At 68.2% G+C, this 15,926-nt stretch carries 18 protein-coding genes; 10 read left to right on the top strand and 8 right to left on the bottom strand.

The features are described 5' to 3' along the window. Positions 1–445 precede the first annotated feature (445 nt). Positions 446–868 carry a hypothetical protein gene (locus AB0J87_RS37535; RefSeq protein WP_363973362.1) on the top strand — a complete coding sequence of 141 codons (423 nt, stop codon included), beginning with the start codon at positions 446–448 and terminating at the stop codon, positions 866–868. Here AB0J87_RS37535 and AB0J87_RS37540 read toward each other — a convergent pair. Beyond that, positions 810–1,373, bottom strand: a complete 564-nt coding sequence (locus AB0J87_RS37540; RefSeq protein WP_350742320.1) for a dihydrofolate reductase family protein — start codon at positions 1,371–1,373, stop codon at positions 810–812. The genes AB0J87_RS37535 and AB0J87_RS37540 overlap by 59 nt on opposite strands. Before the next feature lie 127 nt (positions 1,374–1,500). Between AB0J87_RS37540 and AB0J87_RS37545 the strand changes: the two genes are divergently transcribed. Then, positions 1,501–2,247 carry a TetR/AcrR family transcriptional regulator gene (locus AB0J87_RS37545; RefSeq protein WP_363973366.1) on the top strand — a complete coding sequence of 249 codons (747 nt, stop codon included), beginning with the start codon at positions 1,501–1,503 and terminating at the stop codon, positions 2,245–2,247. An 844-nt stretch (positions 2,248–3,091) separates the two neighbouring features. Here AB0J87_RS37545 and AB0J87_RS37550 read toward each other — a convergent pair. Together AB0J87_RS37550 and AB0J87_RS37555 are read right to left on the bottom strand one after the other, a co-directional pair. After that, a complete protein-coding gene (locus AB0J87_RS37550; protein ID WP_363973369.1) occupies positions 3,092–3,346 on the bottom strand; it encodes a hypothetical protein in 255 nt (84 codons plus the stop codon). Between the two features lie 110 nt (positions 3,347–3,456). Next, positions 3,457–4,257, bottom strand: a complete 801-nt coding sequence (locus AB0J87_RS37555) for an SDR family NAD(P)-dependent oxidoreductase (protein WP_363973372.1) — start codon at positions 4,255–4,257, stop codon at positions 3,457–3,459. A gap of 60 nt (positions 4,258–4,317) precedes the next feature. On the opposite strand from AB0J87_RS37555, the gene AB0J87_RS37560 reads away from it, so the two are divergent. Further along, a complete protein-coding gene (locus AB0J87_RS37560; RefSeq protein ID WP_363973375.1) occupies positions 4,318–4,920 on the top strand; it encodes a TetR family transcriptional regulator in 603 nt (200 codons plus the stop codon). Between the two features lie 954 nt (positions 4,921–5,874). Here AB0J87_RS37560 and AB0J87_RS37565 read toward each other — a convergent pair. Then, positions 5,875–6,339, bottom strand: coding sequence for a hypothetical protein (locus tag AB0J87_RS37565; RefSeq protein WP_363973378.1), 465 nt, complete (start codon positions 6,337–6,339; stop codon positions 5,875–5,877). Beyond that, positions 6,336–6,902, bottom strand: coding sequence for a tyrosine-type recombinase/integrase (locus tag AB0J87_RS37570; RefSeq protein ID WP_363973380.1), 567 nt, complete (start codon positions 6,900–6,902; stop codon positions 6,336–6,338). Before AB0J87_RS37570 ends, AB0J87_RS37565 begins: the two co-directional genes overlap by 4 nt. 258 nt (positions 6,903–7,160) lie before the next feature. Here AB0J87_RS37570 and AB0J87_RS37575 point away from each other — a divergent pair, with 258 nt between their 5' ends. The 6 genes from AB0J87_RS37575 to AB0J87_RS37600 all read left to right on the top strand — a co-directional run bounded on the left by AB0J87_RS37575 (position 7,161) and on the right by AB0J87_RS37600 (position 11,849). After that, positions 7,161–8,531 (top strand): pentapeptide repeat-containing protein, encoded by a 1,371-nt coding sequence (locus AB0J87_RS37575; protein WP_363973383.1) that lies wholly within the window; start codon positions 7,161–7,163, stop codon positions 8,529–8,531. A 346-nt stretch (positions 8,532–8,877) separates the two neighbouring features. Further along, a complete protein-coding gene (locus AB0J87_RS37580; protein ID WP_363973386.1) occupies positions 8,878–9,147 on the top strand; it encodes a hypothetical protein in 270 nt (89 codons plus the stop codon). A gap of 108 nt (positions 9,148–9,255) precedes the next feature. Continuing rightward, entirely contained in the window at positions 9,256–10,029 is a 774-nt protein-coding gene (locus tag AB0J87_RS37585) for a class I SAM-dependent methyltransferase (RefSeq protein ID WP_363973389.1), read from the top strand. A gap of 175 nt (positions 10,030–10,204) precedes the next feature. Further along, entirely contained in the window at positions 10,205–10,624 is a 420-nt protein-coding gene (locus AB0J87_RS37590) for a hypothetical protein (protein ID WP_363973392.1), read from the top strand. A gap of 173 nt (positions 10,625–10,797) precedes the next feature. Then, a complete protein-coding gene (locus AB0J87_RS37595; protein WP_363973395.1) occupies positions 10,798–11,046 on the top strand; it encodes a hypothetical protein in 249 nt (82 codons plus the stop codon). Then, positions 11,046–11,849 carry an integrase core domain-containing protein gene (locus tag AB0J87_RS37600; RefSeq protein WP_363973398.1) on the top strand — a complete coding sequence of 268 codons (804 nt, stop codon included), beginning with the start codon at positions 11,046–11,048 and terminating at the stop codon, positions 11,847–11,849. Before AB0J87_RS37595 ends, AB0J87_RS37600 begins: the two co-directional genes overlap by 1 nt. Positions 11,850–12,154: 305 nt before the next feature. Here the strand turns inward: AB0J87_RS37600 and AB0J87_RS37605 are convergent, their stop codons facing one another. After that, positions 12,155–13,306 (bottom strand): hypothetical protein, encoded by a 1,152-nt coding sequence (locus AB0J87_RS37605; protein WP_363973401.1) that lies wholly within the window; start codon positions 13,304–13,306, stop codon positions 12,155–12,157. A gap of 151 nt (positions 13,307–13,457) precedes the next feature. On the opposite strand from AB0J87_RS37605, the gene AB0J87_RS37610 reads away from it, so the two are divergent. Continuing rightward, the gene (locus tag AB0J87_RS37610) at positions 13,458–14,504 is read left to right on the top strand and encodes a tyrosine-type recombinase/integrase (protein WP_363973404.1); all 1,047 of its coding nucleotides are present in this window, start codon (positions 13,458–13,460) and stop codon (positions 14,502–14,504) included. A 62-nt stretch (positions 14,505–14,566) separates the two neighbouring features. Here the strand turns inward: AB0J87_RS37610 and AB0J87_RS37615 are convergent, their stop codons facing one another. Continuing rightward, complete coding sequence (locus AB0J87_RS37615) at positions 14,567–15,097, bottom strand: SDR family NAD(P)-dependent oxidoreductase (protein WP_363973407.1); 531 nt, start codon at positions 15,095–15,097, stop codon at positions 14,567–14,569. Between the two features lie 188 nt (positions 15,098–15,285). After that, positions 15,286–15,870, bottom strand: coding sequence for a dihydrofolate reductase family protein (locus AB0J87_RS37620; RefSeq protein ID WP_363973410.1), 585 nt, complete (start codon positions 15,868–15,870; stop codon positions 15,286–15,288). Positions 15,871–15,926 lie beyond the last annotated feature (56 nt).

Raw genomic sequence — 15,926 nt, forward strand, 5'->3', positions numbered from 1 at the left:
ACCCCGACAAACCTTTCGATCATCTGCGTCGGCAGGGTGGAGGGGTCGTCTGGATGGGGCCTTGTCCGAGGTCAGCGAGGAGGGCTTCGAGCCGCCGGACCACGGCCTGATGTCGTTCGACCTCGCGGGTGCAACCGCGTTCGTCGGCGTCCTGGATCAGTTGCTGTTCCACCTCTAGACGGGCCCGGAGCCGTGGGGGCGTAGTCCGGGGTGGTGACGAACTTGGCGCAGGTCAAATAGAGGTCGCACTCGCATGGGCCCTCGGCTGGCAGGCGCAGGCAGTGGCCGAGCTCGAGTTCGGTCTTGAAGAAGTTGGTCTTCAGCCAGTGCACCGCCTCGTCGGGCAGGACGCCGGACTTGACGTCGACTGCGGCGGGGCCGGCCGGACCTGGCGATCGAACTGCTCGAACAGGGACGCGGGGTGCTCTGGGCGTAGTCCCTCGACGTGGCCACCGACATCACCGCTCTGCGCGAGGCGCGTCCGGGGCTCGCCGCCGCCCTCAGCGCCGTACGGACCGAGCTCAACGCGCCGGCGGCGACGGTACGGACCGACGATGACGCGCTGGCGCCGATGGAGGAGACCGAGCTGAACGCGGTCGCGGCGTCGGTGGACCGCAGGATGAGCCTGGCCCTCCGGTGGGAGGCCCTGGTACGCGAGGTCCGGGCCCTGCCGGGGTTCGAGACGTTCCTGCTGCCCCCGACGGCCGGCCACCTGCGCTCCGCCGCCCGTGGCGGCCCGGTCGTCATGCTCAACGTCAGCTCGATCCGCTGCGACGCGCTCATCCCTGCCCGGTCCGTGGCCGATCGGCTCAGCGGCGGACGCGGTAGCGGATGTGGGTGGCCTCGGGCGTGTCGAGCACCTGAATGATCTCCAACTCGATCTCCGACGGCAGGACGTCGAACAACCGGCGCCCTGCGCCCAGGAGTACTGGAATGTGGTGGATCTGCACTTCATCCAGCACTCCGGCCTCGAGGGCCTGCTGCACCGTGTACGCGCCGCCACGAATCTGGACGTCCCGTTCCCCGGCGGCGGCCTTCGCCTGCGCCATCGCGCTTTCGATCCCGTCGTTCACGTAGGTCACCAGCGGATAGCCCCACCTGGCGGCCGGGCCGGGCGGCCGGTGGCTGGGGACGAAGATCGGGAGACCGCCGTGAGAGCCGCCCCAGTGGTCCATGAGCTCAGCGGTCCGCCGTCCCGCGAGGATCGCACCAGCTCCGTTCCATTCGTCTTGGAACTGCTTGACCGGCCCGGGATGCTGGTCCGAGTCAGCCCACTTGTGCAGCCGCTCCCCATCGTTGCCGCCGAGGAAGTCGTTGGGATCGGCGATGTACCCGTCGAGGGACATCGACATGTCGAGCACTGATTTGGACATGGCCCACTCCTTGTTTCACGGCGTGGCCCCTCGGCCACCGCCTGCTCCCGGGTCCGGAGATTAACTGTGTCCCCAAAACACTGTGTACGGTAGAGACAGTTTTGGCGGATGGCAAGCGGGAGGCGACGTGGCGGTCAACGAGGATCCGAGGACACTGGCGGAACTGTTGTGGGGCCTGCGGAAGCCGCGCATCAGAGGCCCCAGGCCCGCCTTCGACCTCGCCCGGCTGGCCGACACCGCCGTCAAGGTCGCCGATACCGAGGGCCTGGAGGCGGTCTCCATGCACCGCATCGCCGCCGAGCTCGGCCTCACCAAGATGGCCCTGTACCGCTATGTCAACGGCAAGACAGAGCTGATGGCCATCATGATCGAGGCGGCGGTCGGCACACCCCCCGACCTGAGCGGGGCGGCCGGCTGGCGGGCCAAGCTGGAGGAGTACGCCCGCGGACTGTCCACCGCCTGGCGGCGCCACCCCTGGCTGCCGTCGGTCACCGTGGGCGACCGCGTCATGGGACCACGTGAGACCGCATGGCCCGAAACAGCCCTCAGTGCCCTCACCGACACCCCCCTGACCGAACGCGAACGGCTCGACGCGGTCATGATGGTGTCCCACCATATCCGCGCCACCCACCCGGCCGCCACCCAAGGCACTCAGACCTGGACGGACGGCAGCGCCGCCCCCATCATGCGCGACCTGCTACTGCTCAACGCCAGCCGCTTCCCGCTGCTTGCCACCACCGTGACCATCCCCTCAACCACCACCACCCAGGAATTCGGCCTCCTCGCCCTCCTCGACGGCCTCGAACGCACCATCACTCAACGCACCCACAACAACGGCGACGAACAAACGGCTTCGCGCCCAGATCCTCCGTAAGCGGCGACCACCAGCGGGCCCCCGAACACGATCTGCCCACCGACGGCCGGATTCCGGCTGGTGCCACTCCCGCGACCCTGTGAGTCTCCTCAGGAACCGGAGTCGAGCAGATGAGCGGGGATGCCGAACCCGGTTACCTGGTGCGCCTGTAGCGGGTTCTCTGGCCGCGAGGACTGCGGACCCTACGGCAGGGCCGCCGCGAAGTCGGCGTGTGCTTGCTCGATCGCTTCGGGGTAGGCGCGCTGGCCTTCACATGCTCGGCGAGCGCCCGGTAGAGGGGTCCTGGTAGCAATGGCGAAGGATTCAACGGATATGCCTCTCGCCTGCGCTTATGTAGAGGTCTCAGGTTAATAGGCCAGACCTGAGCCCTGTTGTCTATACAGGCCAGAGGCATATCTGTTGGATTTCCAGCCGAAGCTACGGGGACCCCGGAGGAGTTGACGCCTGACGCCCTGCCCGTCTACGGGGCCGTCCTCACGTTCGGCCATCCGTACCACACGGTCTCGGGCACTGTCGGACTCTGGTCCAGGTATCCCCTTGCGAACTCCCGGCCAGTGGACATCAGGCCCGTGGAGGTCGGAGGAGACCGGAGCCGAGGGGTGCGGTCCACCGTGCGGACGCCATCCGGCGACGTGGCCGTGTACATCGCCCACCTGCCCTCGGTCCGTATCCGACTGCCAGACGGCTTCGCACCGGCCGGCGGGACGAGAGCGCCGCCGCACTGGGCGCGGCCATCGCCGCGGAAGATCTGGACAAGATCGTTCTGCTGGGCGACTTCAACCCCGGGGGCGGCCGGAGCACGCCGGAAAACGTGCCGCTGTGCTGGCGATGCGCAGGGGGCTACTCATGACGATCCGGCAGTCGGGATCACACGCTTGATTCCATGAATCGTCGCTCCACTGTCAGCGGGCTGTTGATCGCGATCTTGTCCTTCAACTTCCGCACCGGGTGCGAGTTCCGGGGTGATCAGGCCAGCGCCGATCAGCCGTCCCAGGCGCAATCCAAGGACCCGCCACCGGCGAAAGGGCTTCTGCCCCCAAGCCGGGCCGATCACCCGCTCACTGCTGCCCTCGCCCGAGGGTGTCGAGCGGATCGCCATGAACCCCTGCCTCGGCGTGAACGGCTTCCTCGGCCTCGTGCTCGACGCCATCCCGCAACGGGAGATGACCGACAAGGCGGAGTCGCGAAGTTCCGCATCTGCCTGCTGGGTCAGTGGACGCCTTTGACCGCGCCACCGTCCACGCGGAGGGTGGTGCCGGTGACGTAGTCGGCGAGTGGGCCGGAGAGGTAGAGGACGGCGGCGGCGATCTCCTCGGCCCGGCCGAAGCGGCCGACGTCGTTGGGCGCCAGGTCCTCGATGGCGTTGCGCTCGATCTCCTCCCACATCTGACCCCAGCCGCGAGCGGGAGCCAGGTCGATGACGAACCGCTGGACGGCGTCGACCAGGATGGCGCCGGGAGCGACGGTGTTGGAGGTGACGCCGCTGCCCTTCAGCTCGCGGGCGAGGGAGACGGTCAGGTTGTGGCGGGCGGCCAGGGTCGCCGTGTAGTGCGGAAGGTCCGCGATCGGCTGCACGGCGAGTCCGCCGCCGATCTGGATGACCCGGCCCCAGCCGCGTTCGCACATCCCGGGGACCATCCGCTGGATCATGCGAACCCCGGAGACGACGTTGACCTCGTAGGTCCGGCGCCAGTCCTCGGCGGAGGCGTCGTGCCAGGAAAGGTGCGGATACGCGCCGGCGTTGTTGACCAGGATGTCGACCGGCCCACCGGCCAGCGCCGCCTCGGCCACCGCATCGGCGCCGGCGTCGGTGGTCAGGTCGCCGATGGCGACCTCGGCGCCGCCACCCTCTGCTCGGACGGCGGCGGCGACGGACTCGGCGCGGACGCGGTCGCGACCGTGGATCACGACGGCGGCCCCTTCGGCGGCCAGCGCCTTGGCGGTGACCTCGCCGAGACCCGAGCTGGAGCCGGTGACCAGTGCACGTTTTCCGGTCAGGTGCAAGTTCATGATTCCCCCCAGGAACGCATGTCTACGGTCGTAGACTTACTCGAAGTATACACTTGTAGAATGAGTTCCGAACCCGCCCCCGACCGGCGCCGACGCGACGCCGCCGCCACCCGGCAGGCCATCCTCGACGCGGCGGTGACCGCCTTCACCCGGCACGGCTATGACGGAGTGGGCGTACGCGACATCGCCCACAACGCGGGGGTGACCGCGATGCTCATCAACCGCTACTTCGGCTCGAAGGAGCACCTGTTCGCCGAAGCGGTCGACGTGGCCTTCGCCCCGCGCACCGTCATCACCGGCACAGGCACGGAACTGGCCGGACAGACCGCGCGGACACTCGTGGCCCGGACGGCACCGGAGGCCGAAGAGCTCGGACCGTTCCTGCTCATGCTCAGGTCGGCCGCCAACCCGCGGGCGGCTGAGATCATGCGCGACGCCATTGCCCGGCATGCCGGGCGGCACCTGAGCGAGGAACTGTCCGGTGCCGGAGCGGGGATGAGGGCGGAACTGATGCTCGCCGTGCAGGCGGGGCTGTGGCTGATGCGCCGCGTCCTCGGGACGACGGCGCTCGCCGAGGCGCCCCCGGAGGATCTCGCCCGGTACGTGACGATGCTTTTCCAGGTGCTGGACATGCCGGCGAAGGACGCCACGCCCCGAGGCTGAGCAGGGATCCCCCGTCGGCCGGCGGTCATCGCGCCGTCAACGGCGAGGGCCGTGATAACGCCCTGCGACGCGTTTTCCCAGGTCGCGTTGCTCGCTAAGTGCTTTTATGTGCGGTCGAACTCCACCTGGCCGCCGGGGTACTTGGGCTGTGGGCCTCGGTGGACGTGGCCCGCCGCGTCTGGCGGCTGGAGGGGTTCGACGGCTAGGGCACCCTGAAAGCAGCAGGCCCCGGCCATGATGGATGGCCGGGCCGCGGAAGGTTCGAGGGCTCATGCCTCGGAGGAGCGGTCACTCCCGCCTATGTAGGCGACGCCACCATCTCTTCCATGCAGGTACGTTGCCCGATAAGGCATCGCCACTGCTGTCCCCCATGTCGGAGGAGTCCGATTCGCGGAAGGTCAGCTCAAGCTCGCCAAGGAATCTGGTCTTCCACTTCAGCGACTCCACCTTGTGTGCGTCGCCCTTGGCCATAAGGCGAAGGACTCCCAGAAACGCCACGACTGGTAGAGCGATCGGTAGGAGCCAGACGTAGGGGCTGCTGACCGTTTCACCGATCGCAGCCCACACCTTGTGCTAGCTGTCCTTACGAAGGGCTGGGGACATCGACCCCGTCCTTTCCGATGGCAGGCACGAACGCGTGTAGTCGGGGGAACCCCGCCCCACGGCTTGTGGGACGAGTTCGCACTGCAACAGCCCAGCCCTTGGGCGAGGCACGGTCTGGGAAACCACGCCCCGTGTAGGGCACCTAGCTCTTGGGGCGACCACCGCGTGCAAAGGGACGGATGTCGAGTGGCAGATCAACGGATTCCATGTCGGTCTCCGCTTCTCTGTTCCGACACCCCTCGAACTCGATGTGCCATGTCGGCTCACCTTGTCCCGATCGCTCGTCAACAATCTACTCCCGCCAACGGCTGGCGCGGAGGGCGTCTTGCAGGCACCGCGGCCGCGCGGAATCTACGAGCCGGCTTGATCGGAGCTTGGCTGCCACACGATCTGCGGAGGATCAGTGGTGTAGGCGTGCTGGACGACAACAGCGTCATGGGTGATCTCCATGGCGGCAGACGGAAGAGCGAACGCCAGACGCCCGTCGCTCAGGTCGATCTCCGCGTCGGCCAGAGCGCCGCCCAGGATCGCGTCCACGGCGTGGCGGCTCACCTGGAGCCGGACTCGCCGACCGTGCCCGACTTCGACCCTCACACGTTCGGCTATGCCGGTGAACAACCGAGATACCTGCTCTTGGCTGATCACCCCCTCATCGACCGCCGATGCTGGCATCACCGCGATGGTGGGTTCGAGCACTGCTGTGGCCGGGTCAACCTCAGCCAGGTCCCCCTCCTCGACGTCTGGAGCGCACAGGTAGTTCGCCCACCACGCGGCGGCGAACTCGGCGCTGGAACGAGCCGCGTGCGCAGAGATCATGTCGGGGCCTCTCCCGATTCGCTACTCGTCTCGGTCGTGAAGTCGGCTTCGAGCTGGTAGGCGACGTGCCCGCCGAGGTCCTGGTCGGGGTGGTTGTAGCGCAGCGTGGTGGCGATGCCGGCGTGCCGGGCGGCGGCCTGCACCTTGTCCGGTGCGATGACCAGGGCGAAGGCGTGGGTGATGTAGGTGGAGCGCAGCATGTGCGGGTGCAGCTGCGCGGCGCGCTCGGCAGGGATGCCGCCCAGCCGGGCGGCTTCGCGCAGCGCGCCGGCGGCCCACCAGCGGTCGATGGGCCACCCGTCGCGCTTGCTGAACAGCAGCTCGGTGGCGGCGCGGCCGGTCAGCAGCGGTTTGAGCAGTTCCGTGGCCAGCGTCGGCAGCGGGAGCAGTTCCTCCGTGCCGCCCTTGTTGCGGAAGGAGACGGTCAGATGGCGGACGCCGGGGAAGTCGACGAGCGTGCGGATGTCTCCGACGGTCAGCGTGAGCAGCGAGCCGCTGCGGGTGCCGAGCCCGGCCAGCATGGCCACCGCGGCGGCCGCGTCCGGGCGGGTCTCGGCGAGCATGCGCGCCCCTTCACGCACCTGCCCGGCCTCTTGGGCGCCTGGAAGCAGGCCCATGCCCGCGCCGGCCGGGCTGACGACGGGTGCCCGTATCGCGTTGACCAGCTACTTCGCTTCCGAACCCCAGATAGCGATGGTGGTGAGGGTTCTTCAGTGAGGGTGAAACCTCACGGTGCCGAGGCCGCACCTCATGGTGTTCGGGTGCGATCACGAGTTGAGCAATGCGCCTCGGAACGGTTCGCGGCAGGGTGGAATCGATGCATGGGGCTTTTCCGGCGCTCTCCCCGGCCGTCTGCGCGTCCGCCCGAGTTGCGGCCGCCGCGTTCGATGTGGTGGTGGACCCTGCCCGCGGCGCTGCTGATCGGCGCGGCCGCGTGGGGGACGGCCGCGTGGTTGCTGCAGGACCTGTACACGGTGCCGGTATCCGGGCAGGTATCCGCCCGGATCGAGGCGACCAGGACGGCGTTGGCGGCCGCGGCCGGCGTTGGCGCCGCGGTGACCCTGCTGCTGGCCGTACGCCGCCAGCGGCACCAGGAGCTGACCGCCGCGCACACCACGCACGACGCCGCCGAGCGCCGGGTGACCGAGCTCTACGGCAAGGCCGCCGAGCAGCTCGGCAACGACCAGGCCCCGGTACGGCTGGCCGGCCTATACGCCCTGGAACGCCTGGCCCAGGACACCCCGACACTGCGGCAGACCATCGTGGACGTGATCTGTGCGTATCTCCGGATGCCGTTCGTCCCGCCTCCGGGCCAGAACCCGGACCAGAGCGCCGACGAGCCTGCTGTGCCGCGCGCCGCCATCGCCGGCGTCTCCGCCCCGGCGGCCGGGCGCGACCCGCTCGAGGAGCGCCAGGTCCGCCTCACCGCCCAGCGCATCCTGACCGCCCACCTACGCCATGATGAGCCTCCACCCCACCACCGCTGGTGGCAACGCCGACCCCCTGACCCCAACCCGCGACACTGGCCCGACATCACCCTGGATCTCACCGGCGCCATCCTGATCGACCTCGACCTGAGCTACTGTCGCGTAGACGACGCCTTGTTCGAGGGGGCGACCTTCACCGGCGAAGTCTCGTTCGAAAAAGCGACCTTCAACGCCGCCCGGTTCGACAGGGCGACCTTCACCAGCAAGGCCACGTTCGACGGGGCGACCTTCACCTTCGGTCCCCAGTTCGGCGGGGCGACCTTCACCGGCAAGGCCTCGTTCGGCGGGGCGACCTTCGCCCTCGGTACTTGGTTCGGCGGGGCGACCTACACCGGAGACGCCTGGTTCTTCCGGGCGACCTTCACCCGTGGCGCCCGGTTCGACAGGGCGACCTTCACCGGCGAAGTCTCGTTCGAGGAGGCGACCTTCAACGTGGGTTCCCGGTTCGACGGAGTGGTCTTCGCAGGCAACGCCTTGTTCAGCGGGGCGACCTTCATCGGCCATGCCCTGTTCGATGGTGCAACGGGGCTGGAGACGGCGGTCCTGGAGGACGTGCGTGTGGCGCCCGCGGCCGAGGGGGTGCGGCAGAGGTGGCCGCCCCCCTGGCGGGTGGAGGAGACGGCGGATGGGTGGCAGACGCTGCGCCTGGCCGAGAGCAAGGAGAGCGGCGGGGCGGCAGGAACCGGCCGGAAAGCCGGGGACTGACATACGGCGCTGGAAGAGGCGGTCAACGTGCCACACGTGGAAGAAGAGATCATCTTGCTCTGACCTGCAAGACAAGGCCGCCAACCCAAGATAACGGTCCACTCGGCGGCGTACCGGCAGCGTGCGGGCTCGTACGGCGGTTGCCAGGTGGAGGGATCTTGATCGGCTTTCTGCCTGTTCGAGCGGGCGGTGACAGCGACCAGGTGCCAGGGATCACGCAGGTCGTTGGCGTAGTCCTGGCGTTGGGCGGCGGTCCAGTCGTAGGCGCCTGAATCCCAGGCTTCGGCGAGCGGGACCCCGTCAGGATGCCCAGGTCCACTTCGTCGCAGTCGCCAACCACGCGCAGGTGTCGACCGACTTCCTCTACCGACACCCGCAGTTCCGCGACCAGATCACGGCCCTACGACAGAAGGCTCGTGGTCGCTCGACACCGCCAGCCGATGCGCCCGATGTGGCTGAGGACACGACCAGCAGTGCAGTCCGAGCACTGGCCGGCCAACTTCGTGAGGCGAAGGCCAAGCACCGCACCGAGGTCGCGGAGTTGCAGAAGGCACTGGCCGCTGCGCACGGCGAGAATCTCAGCCTGCGACGGCGACTTCAGGCGTATGAGGGATGACACGAAGCGCGCGGAATGCGGTCGTGAGCGGACGGGCTGCCCTTGCGAAACCATTTGTGGCCCGACTTGCTCCGCTGATGTACTGACGTCCCACCGTGAGTCTGCCGCGTGACGGAGGTAGTAGTTGTGACGGGTTATAATGCGCTTGCCGAGGTGTACGAGTGGCTCATCTCGGATGCAAAGCTGGCTCCGGCCGACTTCGCTGCGTCGTTCGATGACGTCCTCAGTCTCCTCCCGTCGAACGCTGACGTCCTCGATTGTTCGTGCGGAACCGGACAGTTGGCGGTCGGCCTCGCCGGTCTTGGCATGCAGGTTGTCGCAACTGACGCCAGCGAAGCGATGGTTCGCCGGACCGCGGAGTTGTCTGAGGAGTTCAAGGCATCTGTCCGGACAGTGCGGGCGGACTGGCAAGAGTTGCCCGACCACTTCGATGACGCCACCTTCGACATGGTGTTCTGCGTTGGTAACTCGCTGCACCATGCCGTGGGCGCGAGAGGCAGGGTTGCTGCTCTGGAGTCGATGTCACGGCTTCTGCGCCCTGGCGGGCGCTTGGTGCTCACCTCCCGTACTTGGGAACTTGTGAGGGCCAGAGGTTCCCGGCTGGACATCAGTGACCGACTCGTCCGCCGGAACGGTCGCAATGCCGTCGTGGTCTACCGCTGGGAGATTGCGCCGCATTGGGAGGACGAGCACCACATCGAGATTGCGATCGCGCAAGTTGATGCGGCTGGGTCGGTTCTTGTCCGCTCGGAACTGCTGTCGTGCTGGCCGTACCGATACGACGAACTCGAAGTCGAGTTGAACCGCGTCGGACTCCGGGCGGAAATGAGCACGTTCAACCCTGAGGCCGAGAACTACATGGTGGTGGCGAGCAAGGTATAGACAACGGGCTCGCAGTCCCTAGCCGGACCGCGCGGTTGCTCGCGGGAGACTTGAGCCCTCTCATCGGCAGATCCGGTAAACGGCTCGCAGCCTTGGACGGCGAATAGATGCACCCCCGGTCAGACTGTCAGCGGTATGTCATCGACGTTCTGACCTGCCTGAACATCGCTGATCTATGCGGAGTTACAGATACCATGTGGTCGACGTCGAGTTGGGCGGGGTCGTCGACGGGCTGATCGTCGTAATAGGACAGCCAGGATCCGCCCGACAGCCGGCAGCCGGGCCCGACCTGGGGCGGGGTGATGGCTTCGTCGAGGAGGACCTCGGCGCGGGCATCGTCGGCGCGACCAGGAACGCGGCGGGGATCGCGATCATCGGCCACAACTTCGCGGGTGGGACGATCAAGGTCCGGTACGCTCGGGCCGGGGCGGCGATGAAGACGGTGACCGTCGCCCAAGGTCCGGACGAGGCGAGTGCCGCATGGGTCCCTTTCACCACGCCCACCGACGTCGATCCGCGCCGGCCGTTCCTGTACATCACCGCCGTGAACGGCACCGGCCGGTCTAGCACCAACGCGTACGTCATTCCCTCGTAGCGGACGCGCCCCAGCTTCTGAGGCGGGCCGCCTTGCTTTGAAGACCTGAGCGATATCCGGCGACGTCGCTCAGATGGGTGCGGGATGCGGAAACTCGACCTGGTACTGCTACCTGCGGTTATACGGTGATCAAGGCTGATCGTCTGGCATGTTCTCTAGGCATGATGTGGTCAGTGCTCTACATGATTGTCCGGCATCTGGTCGGAGGGCTGGTGCTGCTCGCGCGTAGCGGCGGCGTCAAGGAAATCGAGATCCTGGTGCTGAGGCATGAGGTCGCCGTGCTCCGGCGGCAGATCGCCCGTCCGCTGCTGCAGCCTGCGGATCGGGTGTGGCTGGCCGCGTTGTCGCGTTGCTTCCTCGCGTGCGCTGGAGTGCGTTCTTCATCACTCCGGCGACGTTGCTGGCTTGGCACCGTGATCTGATGCGGCGACGATGGCGCTATCCCCGCCGGACACCAGGCCGCCCGCCGATGCCCGATACGGTGCGTGAGCTGGTGATCCGGCTGGCGCAGGAGAATCCGAACTGGGGCTACCAGCGCATCCATGGCGAGCTCAAGCAACTGGGTCACCGCGTCTCGCCGACCACGGTCCGGATGATTCTTGCTCGTGCCGGGCTTGGTCCCGCTCCTCGCCGTTCGGGGCCGACCTGGGGGCAGTTCCTCACCGCCCAGGCCCAGGGCATCATCGCAACCGACTTCTTCCACGTGGAGACCTTGTTCGGTGTCCAGCTGTACGCGTTGTTCTTCATCGAGCACCTCAACCGGCGCGTCCATCTGGCCGGTGTGACCGTCCACCCGACCGGGCCATGGGTGGCTCAGCAGGCCAGGAACCTCATCATGGACCTCGGCGATCGCTTGGCCAGCGTGAAATTCATCGTTCATGATCGCGACGCCCAGTTCACGGCGGCCTTCGACGAGGTGTTCATCGGTGAAGGATGCAGGATCGTCAAGACGCCGGTTCGCGCGCCGCGGGCGAACGCGATCTGCGAGCGGTGGGTGGGGAGCGTTCGCCGGGAATGCCTGGACCGGCTGCTGATCCTGGGGGAGCGACACTGCAGAGCAGTCCTTCGTGCCTACGTCGATCATTACAACCGCAAACGGCCCCACCGGTCCCTGGACCATTTCCCTCCCGATGCGCCGCCGGAACCGGCGGATCTGACCAAGCACCGGATCGAACGCCATAAGATCCTCGGCGGCATCATCAACGAGTATCACCGCGCAGCATAGAAGATCCAGTGTCCCCACACAGCACGTACGAAGCCCCAGATCAGCGCGCAATTCGAGTTTCCGCACCCCACACGCCCGCCAGAGCTTCTGGCATGGCATTCTCTTGATCGTCTTTGGGGTCTGGCCTGGCAAACGGCCCCATGCGGAGGTTGAGAACGCCGGGCCATGTGCCCGAACCGTGCCGAAGAGCAACCGGCGAGCAACCAACGGCGTGTCTCCGCCTCGCCGAAGGCCCATGGAAAACGAGAAATCCCAGGTCGGATGGGGTGTGGAGTGGTAGGGCGCCCGGGGCTCGAACTCGGAATCTACGGATTAATGTCCGACGGCACAGATGCCTCCGTCGTGTCGGCAGGAACCGCTGGGGCGTATGCGGAATGATCAGCCGGGCTGGGACACTCGTGCTCGCGCAGGAGGGCCTGTGCCACGGCCGCGGCGGTGACCGCCTGCTCGCGTTGGCGGTGTTCTTCCGTCAGCGCTGCGGTTAGTTTGGTGAGCTCTTCGCGCAACCGTTCCACTTCCATGGCCGCAGATTCTTTGGCCTGGTCGGCTGCGGTGCGTGCCTGCTCGGCCACGGCCGCGGCGGTGACCGCTTGCTCGCGTCGCTCTTGTTCGGCGGCCAGCGCCTGGTGGAGTCGGTCGATTTCCTGGGCGTGCGCCGCGGCGGTACCGCGAGCCTGGTCGCGTTCGCGTTCGGCCTCGCGCGCGCGCTCTTCCTGGGCCTGTACCTGGCGGCGCAGGCCGGCGAACTCGTGCTGCCGGTCGTCGGCCTCCTGCTCCAGTTGGGTGATGCGACTAGTCGCGGCAGTGTGCAACTCGGTAATCTGGGCGGTCCGCTGCTGGGCGGCGGCGCGGTCTGTTTCGGCCTGGCGCTGCCGGGCGGCGGCGTCGGCGGCGCTCTGCTCGGCCTGGGCGCGGGCGGCCTGGTGTTCGCCGACCTGGCGCCAGGCATCCTGTTCGCGTTCTTCGGCGCGATCGCGGGCGATCTCGGCCTGTTCGCGGGCCTGTTCCGCGGCAGCGATGCGGGCGGCGGCGGCGGCGGTCGCGGCCGTGGCGTTTTGCTCGGCGGCCGCCGCGGCGGCGCGGGCCTCCTCGGCGGCCTGTTCGGCGGACTCGACTTGGGCGAGCGCGCCGCTGCTCAGCTCGGCCAATTGACTACGCAGCGCGTCCTGAGCGGTCTGCCACTGCTCGCCGGCGGCCAGCAGCGGCGGCAGCAGGTCCTGGGTGCGTAGCAGGGCGTTGGCCACGGGGGCGGCATGCGCCGTGGTGCGCGCCCGATAGGCGGCGGCCCGGCAGGCGTCGCTGCAGTACTTGGCGCGGCTGCTGCGCCCGGGCAAGGTCTTGGCGCACCCAGGACCGGCGCACTGCGGCTCCGGATCCGTCCCGGCTTTCTCTTTCTTGGCCGGCTCGCCGTCCTCGGCTGGGTTGGCCACCGCCACAGTTTCCTGATCGTCTGCCACAGTCTCACAGATTACCGTTCGTGGCGTTCGAACGCAGCCTTTTCGTGCGTTCGCAATCGGTTCTTACTTATGATCTGACCCGTGATAACCTTCCTTATCGCGGGTCAGGATTACGGCGCCGGGACGCGCCGGAAGCGGGCAGGAGACGGGCGTGGACGACGATTGGGAGACGCTGCCGGCGTCGACGGCGGGGGAGCGGCCGCCGATTTTCGTGCCGCCAGAAAATACCGGCTCGCACAGCGCCGCCGACTACAGTCTCAGCGAGCAGACCCGCACCCGGATTGCCGACGGCGTGCCCGCCAACACCCGCCGCGCCTACGCCCGCCAGTGGGCCACCTTCACCGCCTGGTGCGCCGACCACGGCCGCGTCGCGCTGCCCGCCACCGCCCACACTCTGGCCGAATACACCTCCCAGCTGTGCGAGGCCGGGCAGGCCCCGGCCAGCATCGAGCAGGCCATCGCCGCGGTGCGCACCATGCACCGCCTGGCCGGCCACACCGGACGGCCCGCCACCGAATCGGCCCGCCTCGCGCTGCGCGCCTACAAACGCCAGCGCGCCGAAGCCGGTGGCCGCGGCCAGCGCGAGGCCCCGCCCGTCACCATCGACGCGCTGCGCGCCATGGTCGCCGCCTGCGACCTGGACACGACGATCGGGCGGCGTGACCGGCTACTGCTCGTGCTCGGCCTGGCGCTGATGGGCCGCCGCAGCGAGCTCGTCGCCCTGCTGCGTGAGGACGTGCGCGAGGTCGCCGACGGCCTCGAGGTCACCATCCGCACCTCCAAGACCGACAAGGACTCGGCCGGCGAGACCATCGCGATCCCGCGCGGCAGCCACCCGCTCACCGACCCCGTCGCCGCCTGGCGCGACTGGCTCGCCGTGCTCGACCAGGCAGGACACACCGGCGGGCGGCTGCTGCGCCGCATCAACCGGCACGGCACCATCGGGCCCTCGCTCGGGGCCGACGCCGTTAACACCATTGTCCGCGACCTCGCCGTCCGGGCCGGCGTGCCCAGCGCGGAGACCATCACCGCACACAGCCTGCGCGCCGGCGGCGCCACCGTGGCCTACGCCGCCGGCGTCCCCGTCGCCGTCATCGCCAAGCACGGCCGCTGGGCCCCCGCCTCGCCCGTCGTGCTGCGCTACATCCGCGCCGTGGACCGCTGGCGCGACAACGCCATGCGCAACGTCGGACTCTGACCGGGTCCAAGCGCTGGCGAAAACCGGCGGAACCGGCCATGATGAGGGATCTGTCGGCCGAACTAGGCGGGGAAAACGCAAAGGCCCCGCCGGTAAGCGGGGCCTGCACCTACCCACCGAAGCAGGCAGGGGAATCGATACGCCGCCTGGTGGACGGTCAGGCCAGGGGCGGAGAAGCGGGCGCTGAGCGAGGAGACCTGGATGAGATGACCATGGCCCTGCCCGCGCAGGATCGGCACGACCGCCTTGGAAACGTTGACGACGCCGTAGAAGACGGTGTCGACCTGCGTACGGAAGGAGTCGATCGAGGTGTCCTCGAACGAGCCCAGGTCGCTGTAGCCGGCAGTGTTGATGGCGACATCGATGCGACCGAACCTTTCCACGGACTGAGCGACCGCGCGTACGGCCGCGTCATGGGCGGTCACGTCCAGCCGCAGGGCGAGCACCCTATCGCCGTAGGTGCCGAGGAGATCCCGCAACCGCTCCGGATTACGCGCCGTCGCCACCACGCGATCACCCGCTTCGAGCGCGACCTCGACGAACGCACGCCCCAGACCGCGCGTGCTTCCTGTCACGAACCACACCTTGGACATGGACACTCCTGGCTATTGATCGACTCTCATGACCAGCTCGGGCGCTCCGGTGGACATCGCCCACCCATGCGCTCGACCTCGATGGACGAGGCTGATGCGGATCTGCAGGCGCCAGCTGATGGGTGGGGAGGACCCACCCTCGTTCGCGGGAGTTGTCCGGTGTGCGGCGGTGGCGCCGGTCGCCGTGGTCACCGGCCGGCCCCCGAGGTCACCCGATAGCGCAGGTGCGTGACACCGGGCGCGTCGAGCACCCGGGTCAGCTCGAACTCGATACGGTCCGCGCCGAACAGCCGCCGCCCAGCACCGAGCACGACCGGGACCAGGTGGATCTCCAGTTCGTCGAGCAGACCCTCGCCCAGCAGCGACTGGGCGAGTGCGGCACCGTGCACCATCACGTCCTTGTCGCCGGCGGCCGCCTTGGCCTCACGCATCGCCGTTGCGACTTCGGGCACGTAGTGAACCCAGCCGCTCTGCGGCGCCGGCGGGACACCACGCGTGGGTACGAAGATCGGCACACCATGGTGATCACCATGCCAGTGACCGGCATAGTCGAACGTCTTGCGACCCACCACGACCGCACCCGTCGCCATCGACTCACCGAACACCTGCCCGCTCAACCCCGGCGGGTCGAAGTACGGCGGATCGGACACGGACTTGCCGAGCCACTCGTGCAGCCGCAGACCGCCGTTCCCGAGACCGTTGCCCGGACCGTCGTCCGGGCCGGTGATGAACCCGTCGAGCGACATCGACATGTACAACACGGACTTCGACATATTGGTTTCCTTCCTTGCCGGCGCAGGGCGAGCGCACCTGGCCTGACTATGTGGCC

Origin of the sequence: Nonomuraea sp. NPDC049625 (assembly GCF_040675285.1) — a bacterium.
Classification (GTDB): domain Bacteria; phylum Actinomycetota; class Actinomycetes; order Streptosporangiales; family Streptosporangiaceae; genus Nonomuraea; species Nonomuraea angiospora_A.

Excerpts from the sequence above, each read along its gene's own strand:
- AB0J87_RS37540 (WP_350742320.1), bottom strand. The coding sequence starts at position 1,373 with ATGTCCAAATCAGTGCTCGACATGTCGATGTCCCTCGACGGGTACATC.
- AB0J87_RS37550 (WP_363973369.1), bottom strand. The coding sequence starts at position 3,346 with ATGGCGATCCGCTCGACACCCTCGGGCGAGGGCAGCAGTGAGCGGGTG.
- AB0J87_RS37555 (WP_363973372.1), bottom strand. The coding sequence starts at position 4,257 with ATGAACTTGCACCTGACCGGAAAACGTGCACTGGTCACCGGCTCCAGC.
- AB0J87_RS37560 (WP_363973375.1), top strand. The coding sequence starts at position 4,318 with ATGAGTTCCGAACCCGCCCCCGACCGGCGCCGACGCGACGCCGCCGCC.
- AB0J87_RS37565 (WP_363973378.1), bottom strand. The coding sequence starts at position 6,339 with ATGATCTCTGCGCACGCGGCTCGTTCCAGCGCCGAGTTCGCCGCCGCG.
- AB0J87_RS37570 (WP_363973380.1), bottom strand. The coding sequence starts at position 6,902 with ATGCTCGCCGAGACCCGCCCGGACGCGGCCGCCGCGGTGGCCATGCTG.
- AB0J87_RS37575 (WP_363973383.1), top strand. The coding sequence starts at position 7,161 with ATGGGGCTTTTCCGGCGCTCTCCCCGGCCGTCTGCGCGTCCGCCCGAG.
- AB0J87_RS37590 (WP_363973392.1), top strand. The coding sequence starts at position 10,205 with ATGCGGAGTTACAGATACCATGTGGTCGACGTCGAGTTGGGCGGGGTC.
- AB0J87_RS37600 (WP_363973398.1), top strand. The coding sequence starts at position 11,046 with ATGCGGCGACGATGGCGCTATCCCCGCCGGACACCAGGCCGCCCGCCG.
- AB0J87_RS37615 (WP_363973407.1), bottom strand. The coding sequence starts at position 15,097 with ATGTCCAAGGTGTGGTTCGTGACAGGAAGCACGCGCGGTCTGGGGCGT.
- AB0J87_RS37620 (WP_363973410.1), bottom strand. The coding sequence starts at position 15,870 with ATGTCGAAGTCCGTGTTGTACATGTCGATGTCGCTCGACGGGTTCATC.